Source organism: Microcystis sp. M165S2, assembly GCF_020245885.1.
In the GTDB taxonomy this organism is placed as follows: domain Bacteria; phylum Cyanobacteriota; class Cyanobacteriia; order Cyanobacteriales; family Microcystaceae; genus Microcystis.
Window position 1 is genome coordinate 1 of record NZ_JADBTZ010000072.1, and the last position, 10,397, is coordinate 10,397.

Genomic DNA, 10,397 nt, shown 5'->3' on the forward strand with positions numbered 1-10,397 from the left:
GATCAAGGGTTGCGCTTGCTTTGGTTTAACCTGAGCGACTTAGTTTTTGCTGCGCTTTTTTCTGGCTTGAGATTTTAGGTTCGACAGCAACTCCTTGATTGTTTTTTGAGTTACCCCTTGACAATCAAGACAGTCGCTACTATCTAAAGTCTCAAGGTCGTTGAGAGCTTCCTGCTTCAATGGGATGCGCTTTCTACCTCGAAAGATAGCCAGTCTTGCCTTCCCGACCCCGGCATCCGTCCTAGTTCCTAAGACCCATACTTTTCCTGGTAACAGGGCCCGCCGAAGCTCGGTTATCGCTTAAGGAATAGTGGTCAAGATCTGTTTATCGGAGCATCGGTTTTTGAGAATTGTCTATGTGTTGGGCATTCATCCCATCGCTAAAAGCGAGGGACTTCTGCTGACACTAAGTTAAATTCTTTTTCCCAAACTAACACCCGCTAAACCAAAGGCTAACAGAGCAAGCAAGGAAGATGGTTCGGGGATTTTGGTTCCTGCAGCAAACTGAATCTCTGAGAAGCCAATACGATTTTGGTTCGCGGGGTCAGTGAACCCCCCAAAGTTACTCAGATTAGTAAATCTAACATGAGTTGCAGCGACTGAGGCAAAACTGAACTGCTGTGCGACCTGGCTGGTAGCTGGGGAACCAGAAGTTCCTTGAGCAAACATACTGGGAGCGCCACTCAGGGTACTCCAAGTTGTTCCACCGTTGTTGGAGTATTCAATCGTCACATTTTTAATTCCCTGACGGGTAAGAGCGGTACTACCACCGCCAAGGTTCCAGAAAGTAAACCCAGATAGATTATAGCTACCATTGAGATTAAAAGTGATAGTACCTGAGGGAATTGTGGTGCCCTCCGTGTTACTTAAAATATTTGACCGCCAAGAATTACCACTCAGCGACTCCCCGTGAACTCCCGTCAGACTCGGAGTGTTACCGGGCAGCCCCTGGCCGTTGACGGCATTGATTAGAGCCCACTGAGTTGATATGTTGTTCGTTGAGGCAGTGACTCCAGGAATTAGAGTAGCGGCTTGGGCGTTTTGTGTTACACCCAACATTAAGCCAAAAGTGGCAGTGGATAAAACAAGGGTTTTAATAGTGAGTTCCACTGGAAGATCTCCTTAGTTAAAGGCTAGGTACAGTCAAAAGGATACAACGTATCCTTCTACATCGTATTTGTTTTTTTTGCCAATGTCCACTACTTTTGATGTAGATTTTTTTACTATTCTATGGTATGGGAATCGGGGGACACGGGGAAAACGCCCATCTGGTGACGCAGTTAGTGGGACTTAGACAAAAAACAAATCGAGAAAAGCCTCAACTCCAATCCCCGCTTGGGATTTACTTCGATCAAGCCCAAAATCGCTGAAACCCAGATATATCAAGGAAAATCATAAATCGAGGTTAACCCTTTGTCCCGTAATGGTTTAAGCCTTTTTTGCTGACCGAAAACGCCTAAGTCCCATTAAAAAAGTCAGAAGCCAGAAATCGGCTGGGGAAGAAATTCTGTCTTCTGCCTTCATAGCGGGCAATCTGCCTACTGATGAGATTCTAGCCTCGTGGTTTTGCTATTGTCCCCATCCGAGAATAAATCATCGCTAAATAGATCATCAAGGGGCAGTTCTTCGTCAGAAGGTAAGGATTCTAGATTAGCCATTTCTTCATTATCCAACATACGAAAGAAATCTAGTTCTTCTTGGTCACTCGCAACAGAAGCAACATTTTGGCGGTTAGATGCAACTGTAGGGGTTTCTTCCGCAAAATAATCGAATAATTCGGGGTTATTGCTGTCATCGGTATCAGCAAATAAGTCATCTAGAAAATTTTGGTTATCAGCGAATTTTTCGGTGTCGGGGGCTAATAAATCAGAGAAAATGGTGTCACTGCTAACGGTTTCTTGAATCTGACCGTAATTACCCGATAATTCTTCTAGACTACCTATAGTTCTCGTTTCTTCCTCTAATGTTAAACTGTTGAGAAATTCTATCTCAGCAGCGGACATCTCCCAGTCAGAGATTGCTTGTTCTTCCATGACGGGAAAATCTTCGCTCTCAGTCATTTCTGGAGAAACTAAGGTTTCTTCTCTGCTGTTTAAACCGTCAAATGTCTCCTCGGAAACTGGTGTTTCTAGGGGCATTTCAGGGGCAAATTCTGGTTCCAATACTAGGGTTTCTTCGGTGATAAAACCATCAAAAGGATTCATCTCACTGCTGAATTCTGATTCTGAAACCGGCGTTTCTAGGGGCGTTTCAGGGGCAAATTCTGGTTCCAATACTAGGGTTTCTTCGGTGATAAAATCATCAAAAGGATTTATTTCTTGGGCACTGGGGCTATCGGGGAAATCATCCCAGGGTTCGACGATTTCAGTGGTTCGATCATCCACTACTGCTTGGCGGGCGTTTTGTAATTCCAACAGTTGGCTTTGATAACCCTGTTCTAGTTGTTGAATTTGCGACTGATAGCCCTTTTCTAATTCTAGAATCTGCTCCTGTTGACTTTGACGCAGGGCTTCCATTTCCCCTTGCTTCCCGTCTATGATCTCTTGTATTTGACTTTGATAGCTTTGGCGCAATTCCTCGATTTTAGCTTCGTATTCCGGTTGAAGTGGCTGAATTTGGGTTTTATCGGCGACTTCCACCGCTTGAGCGGGAGTTGCGCTGGCTATCTCTTGCAAACGTCCTTGGCTATCTTCTAACTCTTTTTGCAATTTAGCAACTTCTTCTCTATAGGTGGCTTCGATATTGCGAATCCGTTCTTCGGAGAGAGCGAGTAGTTTTAACTGTTCTTTGCTGTCTTTTAACTCCGCTTCGGTTTCACCTAAATCCGTCCGAATTTTCGCATATTTCTGTAGTGCTTCCCTGATTTTTCCCTCTTGGAGGGCATATAAAGCCCCACCCCCGATCGCACCTCCACCGACAAAACCGATTAAAATATCGAAGATATTCATTATGGGATTCCTCCTATAGGAAAATTTACTTCTAATATGCCCAATCTCAGAGAATAATTCACAAGGGGCAAATGTGGTCAGTGTTTTCCGCCGCTCTCTATGCCGATTGCTTTTGATTGTGGCAGCAATTATCAGAAAAAGAAAGCAAATATTCAGTTTTTTATCGGCAAATGTTCACCTTTAGGGCAGTTATCTCGATGGTGAGGTACAAAGTCTCTGGTTTTAGGGAGTCGGTTGTCGATGCCAAATCCAGTCATACCTCGTCTTTGTGAGAAACGCCGTCGGTGGTGTTCGGCAAGACATTTCACTGAAGCTGTATTTCCCGATAAGCTTGATAAACGCCGCGCACGTTGTACCAATTGAGAAAAATGCGGGCAATTTCTAGGGCTAATTGCGGTTTACCTCGATCGATCAACCATTGTAACAGAGGGGAGAGGCTGCGTTCATTCAGGGTTCCCCCCAGGGAAAGTAAACCCCACAACAGTCGATGAATCCAAGTCATTTGAATCATCATCCGCACTTCCCAGGTGGGATGTTTTTGATAAAAAAGCACTCCCATTCGTCCCCGTTGAATTTCCTTATCGATGAGATTGGGAATTTGAGCGAGATTAAAGGGGGGATGCCAATGATAACCAACGGCTTCAGGACATTTGATTAATTTTAGTCCTAATTGCTTCAATCTCACCCCTAATTCCAAATCTTCCCAACCGTAGAGTTGAAACTGGGTATCAAATAATCCCGCCGCTAATAACCATTTTTTAGCGATCGCCACGTTGCCCGTGGCAAAATAGGCGGCGGAGAAATCGGTGATTTTATAGGGTTCACTGGTGGGATGCTCGAAGTTACAGGTATTAATGACACTGCCGTAGGTAAATAAGCGATCGCTGCCGAGACTTTCTGCCCCGGCGGTTAAAGCGTCGGCGTGGGCTTGCAAAAAATTTTCTGTCACTACCAGATCGCTATCGATAAAAATAATCGTATCACCACTAGCTTTTTCTACCCCCAGATTCCTAGCGATCGCTGGTCCGCCGTGATCCTGTTGCCACAGTTGCAGATGGGGTAAATTGCCTTTGTGACTTTCTAGCCAAGCGATCGTCGCATCGGTAGAGCCATCATCGACAAGGACTATTTCGTAGTTTTCCACTTTATTATCGGTTAAACGCTGATTTTCTAGGGCTAGTAAACATTTTTTTAAAATTGCTTGGCGATTGTAGGTAGGGATAACAACACTAATCAGCACGGGCATTCGGGGGTCAAGATTACCGTTTCAGCTTACCAAATAACCTCGGTTCCTTGATTAGACCTCCTGCAAAAATCAACAATCTTTATTCAGGAGGCAGTCGGCGGTCGTCAGGTTTTGGGGTTTTGGGGTTTTGGGGTTTTGGGGTTTTAGTTCAATTTCCCCACTTCCCCATCACCCCACTTCCCCACTTCCCCACTTCCCCATCACCCCACTTCCCCATCACCCCAGACCCCACACCCCACACACCCTACACTACACCCCGCCTAAGGAACCCCGGAAGGAGGATTAAGGTCAACTGGGAACATTGATTTGAAAAAATCGGTGATCATGTTATTCTCTGAGTGTGTTGTGTGAGGAAAGGAATCGCCCATGGTAGCTTCTCTATCGTATCAAAATGGACAAAAAGTTCGATCGCATCCCCTGTTATCCTTAACGGGTTTAATCGAATTACCGCCATCCCCCCTGTTTGGCACGGACGGAATTCGCGGCCAAGTGGGAGAATTATTAACTGCCCCCCTAGCACTACAAATCGGATTTTGGGCAGGACAGGTATTTAAAAATCAGGCTGGTGTCACCAAACCGGTGATTATCGGTCAAGATTCGCGTAATTCCAGTGATATGTTAGCCAATGCTATCACTGCTGGGTTAACTTGGGCGGGAATAGAAGTCTGGCAACTGGGATTATGTCCCACTCCCTGCGTCGCCTACTTAACCAGAGAAAGCGAAGCGATGGGGGGGATCATGATTTCTGCCAGTCATAATCCTCCCGAAGACAACGGCATTAAATTTTTTGACAGCAGCGGTTTAAAATTATCCGGCACTTTAGCCGGACAGATAGAAGCGGGTTTAAGGGGCAATTTAGAATTAGCGGATAACTCAGTAAATTGGGGAAAAGCGACTTTTTGTCCCGAATTAATCCAAAAATACTATCAAGCTGTGATTGCTTCCGTCGGGAAGGATATTAACCTATCGGGATTAAAAATAGTTTTGGATCTAGCTTGGGGGGCAGCCGTTAACCTAGCACCTTTAGTATTCCAAACCTTGGGGGCGGAAGTTATCTGCCTACACGATCGAGCCGATGGCGATCGCATTAACGTTAATTGTGGTTCTACCCATTTAGAAAGCTTACAGGCGGCGGTGATTAATCAGCAAGCGGATTTAGGGTTTGCCTTCGATGGCGATGCCGATCGGGTCCTGGCCGTGGATAGTCAAGGTAGAGTAGTAGATGGCGATTATATCCTCTATTTTTGGGGTCGTTCCCTCTTAGAAGCCGGACAGCTACCGGATGGGTTATTAGTAGCAACGGTGATGGCTAATTTAGGTTTTGAACGCGCTTGGCAAAAACTGGGGGGTCAATTATTGCGGACTGCCGTGGGCGATCAGCACGTTCAGGCGCAAATGTGGGAAACTGGAGCCATGCTAGGGGGTGAACAATCCGGTCATATCCTCTGCCATCATTACGGGGTTTCCGGGGATGGAATGCAAACCGCTCTACATTTAGCGGCTTTAGTGCAGAAATCGGCGGTTTCCTTGGCTAACTTAGTCGATCATAGCTTTGTCACCTATCCGCAGATTTTACGCAATGTGCGGGTGGAAGATAGAGAAGTGCGACGTAATTGGCAGCAATGTGAACCTTTGCGGCGAGAAATCCTCAAAGCTGAGACAGCTATGGCAGAAAAAGGCAGAATTTTGGTGCGCGCTTCCGGGACAGAACCCTTAATTCGGGTGATGGTGGAAGCAGAAACCCTAGAATTAGCCAATTTTTGGACAGAAAGGCTAGTGGAAGCGGTGCGAAGCTATCTTTTGTAGTCGATCGAGGGGGACAGGGATTATAATGCCCTTAGCCTAGCGTAGCAAGGGATAATTATGACCGGACTAAGTATCGATCGCCAGAAAAAAAAGCATAAACAGGGCCAAACAAAAGCTGATAGTCCCCCGCTTAACATCAAAGAGAAACTTGCCCTCAAAAAAGAAGAAAGGCAAAAGAAACAAAAGTTAACGGGGTTGATTATTTTTGCCATTTGTGTGGGAATTTTGCTCGGATTACCCCTCAGCTTATTATTTGATGCCAACATAGGAGCTGCAGTAAGTTTAGCCTTGATTTTAGGAGTTTTCTCCTTTAGCTATCCTCGCATGGCTCTTTGGGCATTTATTATCTATGTCCCCTTCACTGGCACTATTATCTATTGGTTGGGAGGTAGTCCCATCCTGCAGATCAGTAAAGATATCTTTTATCTACCCGCTTTAATCGCCTTAGTTTTAGAATGTCGAAAAAAGCAATTACCAATTATTGTCCCCAAACAATTAGGTACAACCCTATTATTAATCTTTGTTTTCTGTGTAGTCTGTTTATTAGCAGTCAATTTACAGAGACAATTTCTGCCTACTTGCGATTCCGTGGCTGGGATGAGTATCTTTAGGGATGGTCGTTTGCGCGCGATTCCCTGTCGGACAAGTGAGACTTTTCTGCAAGGAATATTAGGATTTAAAGTTTTGCTGGGTTATGTCCCCTTGATCTTCTGCACTTATTACTTAATCAAAGACAAACCGACCCTATTATTTTTTAGTCGTCTTTTAGTGACTTTAGTAATTATTTGTTGTGTTCTAGGACTAATGCAATACTGGATGCTGAAAACCGGTCGTTGTGTAGGAACTAGAGGCTACGTGGCTGATACACTATTTAAAGCCACCTTAGATGCAAGGTGTTTGGTTGGTGGGGCATTAGTGTATAGTCCGGAAGTGAATATGATCCGCCTACCAGGTACGTTTGTTTCCCCCTGGCACTGGGCTTGGTTTTTGGTCTCTAGTGCCGTGATTTGTTATGCCAGTGCCTTTAGTGAAATTTCCCAAAAATGGCGACTAGCAGCCCTAGTGGGTTTAACTCTAGTTTTTATTAATGCAGTGGTCTCTGGGCAAAGATTAGCTTTCTTTGCTGTACCGATGATTATTGGTCTGCTGACGATTCTTACAGGACAAATCGCTAACTTAAAAAGATTTTTGCCGATCATTTTTGCCGCCGCTTTACTTCTAGCTATCGGTTTTTCTTTCCTTAACCCGGATTTTGTCCAACAACGCTACGATAGTGCCGTCAGGCGTTGGCAACAGGCTCCCCCCACCGCTTTTATTCAAGAACAGTTGGATTTTGCTATCCGTAATCAGGGCGGTATTTTAGGTCGTGGACTCGGTGTGGCCACAGCTTCTGCTAGGGTTTTCGGTGATATTTCCTTTGTGGAAACCTATCATAGTAAAGTTTTATTCGAGTTGGGATACATTGGTTTTGCCTTGTACATGATATTCATGACCCATCTAGTTTATCTGGCCTTCCGCACCTATCGTTCCCTCAAAGATCCGACTCTGCGAGGTTTTGCCGGTAGTTATTGGGTTTTGCTGCTCTTTGTTGCCTATCTTCCCTATTGGTATGCCCTCGATACGGATCCTGTGGGCGTTTATTACTGGATATTTGCGGGCGTAATTTTTAGATTACCCGTGATCGAAAAACAGGAAAAAGAAGCCAAAATTCTGGCGGGAGAAACCGAAACAAAATCCTCCAAAAAGAGCTTAAATTTTAAACGCAAAGGTGTTTCTTTGGTTTAAAATATGGGTTTTGGGTTTTAGGGGGGTCACTGCGTGCGCGTTGCGGGGGGTTTTAGTTGAAATTCCCCCATCCCCTATCCCCTATCCCCTATCCCCTATCCCCTATCCCCTATCCCCTAATCCCTACCTATCCCCTGCTATGAATTTTCCCTCGATTTCTGTCATCATACCCACCTATCGACGCGAAGATCCTCTTAAAGATACCCTCGATGACCTACTCAAACAAGATTACCCCGATTTTGAGGTATTAGTTATCGACCAGACCGCTACCCACAGCCCCGCCATACAATCCTATCTGGAAAATCTGGCTAATCAGCACAAAATTAGCTGGTATCGGCTGGATTGGGCGAGTTTACCCGGTGCGAGAAATTATGGAGTCCGTCGCGCCCAAGGCGATATCGTTCTTTTTATCGATGATGATGTGCGGCTACCGGATAATTATCTCAAAGCACATAGTGAGAATTTTGTCAAGAACCCTGAGATAGGTGTAGTGGCAGGTCGGGTATTCGATCGCATGAAATTGGGTGACTCCCAAAAAATGGCGACAGATACCGGCAAACCCTACGAAATCGACTTTTTACCCCCCCAAGCCATGGATCCGGGCATTGCTTGGTATTACATCGATCTTGTCCACACCACTAAACCCCAGCAGGTAATCTCGGCCCGGGGCTGTAATATGTCTTTCCGGAAGGATATATTTACGAAATACGGCATTTGGTTCGATGAACGCTTTCGTGGCAGTGCCGTGCGCGAGGAATCGGATTTTTGCTTAAGGTTACGCCGGACTCCCTATCATGTATGGTACAATCCCACCGCTTATCTGGTTCATTTAGGCGAAGAAACCGGCGGCTGTCATGATATTAGCACTCGTTCTTTGAGTTATCAGACGACTTTTTATCATAATCACTTTCTGATGGCCCTGAAAAATCTCACTCCCGCTCAACAATTGCGACTCTACGCTAAATTATTTGATTGTCACGTTCTTGGCAATCCTCCCTGTAATAAGGGTGGTTCCCCGATTAAAATCCTCTCTAGGGGAATTTTTTATAGTTTAGGTTTTCTTGATGCTCTGAAAACTCAAGTAAAGTCCCTCTGGAATGATGGCCAAATTTATACAAAACTAGATCATCTATGAAAATTTTAGTCGCTAGTCATACCTATGTCGTTGATCTCAACTGTGAGAAACTGCGCGCCCTGACAAGATTAAATCCCAATATTGAAGTTACTATTGTTGTTCCCCAACGTTGGCAACCGGGAGGAGTCCAAAATAAAATCATTGAAAGTCAACCGAAAATAGCCGACAATTTCCGAGTCATTCCTATCTCTAATTTTAGCCAGAATAACCAAGCTTTATTAACTTTTGGCACTGATATAATTACTTTATTGCAAAAATTTAGACCTGATATTATTCAAGTGGAACAGGGTTCTAAATCTCTCGCTTATGCTCAATTTATTACTCTGAATCGTCTCTTAAATCTCCAGGCTAAAAATGTATTTTTTACTTGGTGGAATCTTCCCTATACTCCTAAATTTCCCATCTCTTGGTTAGAAGCTTATAACCTGAAAAATACCGATGGTTTAATCGCTGGTAATCAGGACGGTGTAGATGTTTTAAAAGAACGGGGTTACAGGGGTAAATACACCGTTTTACCACAATTAGGCGTGGATGAAGTTCTTTTTTCCCCCAGCAAGCAACCCGATTTAGCCCGATCTTTAGGCATTGAAAACGATGAATTCGTGATTGGTTTTATCGGTCGTTTTGTGGAAGAGAAAGGCATTCTAAAGCTGATTAAAGCTGTAGCTAAATTAACAGGTAAGTGGAAATTATTACTGTTAGGTCGGGGAATCCTGAAAGATAAAATAGTCAGCGAAGCTACAGCCGCAGGAATAAGCGATCGCTTGATGATAGTGGAAAGTGTTCCCCACGATCAAGTAGTTAATTATATTAACCTGATGAACACTTTAGTTTTGCCTTCAGAAATCACCTATCAGGTCAAAACCTTAACGGCCGTCGGTTGGAAAGAACAATTCGGTCATGTCTTAATTGAAGCTATGGCCTGTCAGGTTCCTGTTATTGGTTCTGATTCGGGAGAAATCCCCTTTGTTATTGCTGATACGGGTTTAATTTTTCCCGAAAAAGATGGGGAGGCACTGGCTAAATCTATACAAACTCTCTTAGATAATCCCAGCTTCGCTCAAGAATTAGGCCAGAGGGGTTATCAGAGAGTAATGACCAATTATACTAATAAAGCCCTCGCTCAAAAACAATTGGATTTCTATCAACAATTACTCCCTCGGTGATGGGGGATAGGGGATGGGGGATGGGGGATGGGGAACAGGAAGAAAAAAGCTGCTCACTGCTCACTGATAACTGGTTTTGACATCCTCGCCGCCGTAAACGGACGGCGATTCCCAAACCTCACGATTTAGGTTTCTGCTTCTTTCCCGAAGGATTTTTCGCACCTGCCGCCCCAGATTTACTCTGTTCTGGTCTTATGGTCGCTCTACAGACTGACACCGCAAGTCCTGCGGCCAAAATGTTTTTACTAGCGTTAATATCTCGGTCATGGTGAGTCCCACAGTCTGGACAGTCCCATTCTCGAACATCTAAC

General features: G+C 44.6%; 8 protein-coding genes. 4 read left to right on the forward strand and 4 right to left on the reverse strand.

The window, feature by feature from the left end; genetic code table 11:
- Positions 1-411: 411 nt before the first annotated feature.
- The 3 genes from IM479_RS04105 to IM479_RS04115 form a co-directional block, all read right to left on the reverse strand.
- Complete coding sequence (locus IM479_RS04105; RefSeq protein WP_287685430.1) at positions 412-1,110, reverse strand: discoidin domain-containing protein; 699 nt, start codon at positions 1,108-1,110, stop codon at positions 412-414.
- Between the two features lie 428 nt (positions 1,111-1,538).
- Positions 1,539-2,948: a GumC domain-containing protein gene (locus IM479_RS04110; RefSeq protein ID WP_287685431.1), complete on the reverse strand. Its 1,410-nt coding sequence runs from the start codon at positions 2,946-2,948 to the stop codon at positions 1,539-1,541.
- Between the two features lie 304 nt (positions 2,949-3,252).
- Positions 3,253-4,194: a glycosyltransferase family 2 protein gene (locus IM479_RS04115; protein ID WP_287685433.1), complete on the reverse strand. Its 942-nt coding sequence runs from the start codon at positions 4,192-4,194 to the stop codon at positions 3,253-3,255.
- A gap of 366 nt (positions 4,195-4,560) precedes the next feature.
- Here IM479_RS04115 and glmM point away from each other — a divergent pair, with 366 nt between their 5' ends.
- The 4 genes from glmM to hpsO all read left to right on the forward strand — a co-directional run bounded on the left by glmM (position 4,561) and on the right by hpsO (position 10,086).
- On the forward strand, positions 4,561-6,000 hold the full coding sequence (glmM, locus tag IM479_RS04120; RefSeq protein ID WP_287685435.1) for a phosphoglucosamine mutase: 1,440 nt from the start codon (positions 4,561-4,563) through the stop codon (positions 5,998-6,000).
- Between the two features lie 57 nt (positions 6,001-6,057).
- Positions 6,058-7,785: a hormogonium polysaccharide biosynthesis protein HpsL gene (gene hpsL, locus IM479_RS04125; protein WP_287685436.1), complete on the forward strand. Its 1,728-nt coding sequence runs from the start codon at positions 6,058-6,060 to the stop codon at positions 7,783-7,785.
- Positions 7,786-7,924: 139 nt separating this feature from the next.
- Positions 7,925-8,920, forward strand: a complete 996-nt coding sequence (hpsN, locus tag IM479_RS04130; RefSeq protein WP_287685438.1) for a hormogonium polysaccharide biosynthesis glycosyltransferase HpsN — start codon at positions 7,925-7,927, stop codon at positions 8,918-8,920.
- Entirely contained in the window at positions 8,917-10,086 is a 1,170-nt protein-coding gene (gene hpsO, locus IM479_RS04135; RefSeq protein ID WP_287685440.1) for a hormogonium polysaccharide biosynthesis glycosyltransferase HpsO, read from the forward strand. The genes hpsN and hpsO overlap by 4 nt, the downstream gene beginning before the upstream one ends.
- Positions 10,087-10,204: 118 nt before the next feature.
- On the opposite strand, the gene IM479_RS04140 is transcribed toward hpsO, so the two are convergent.
- Positions 10,205-10,397: zinc ribbon domain-containing protein (locus IM479_RS04140; protein WP_287699239.1), on the reverse strand; the 193-nt coding region annotated here is incomplete at its 5' end.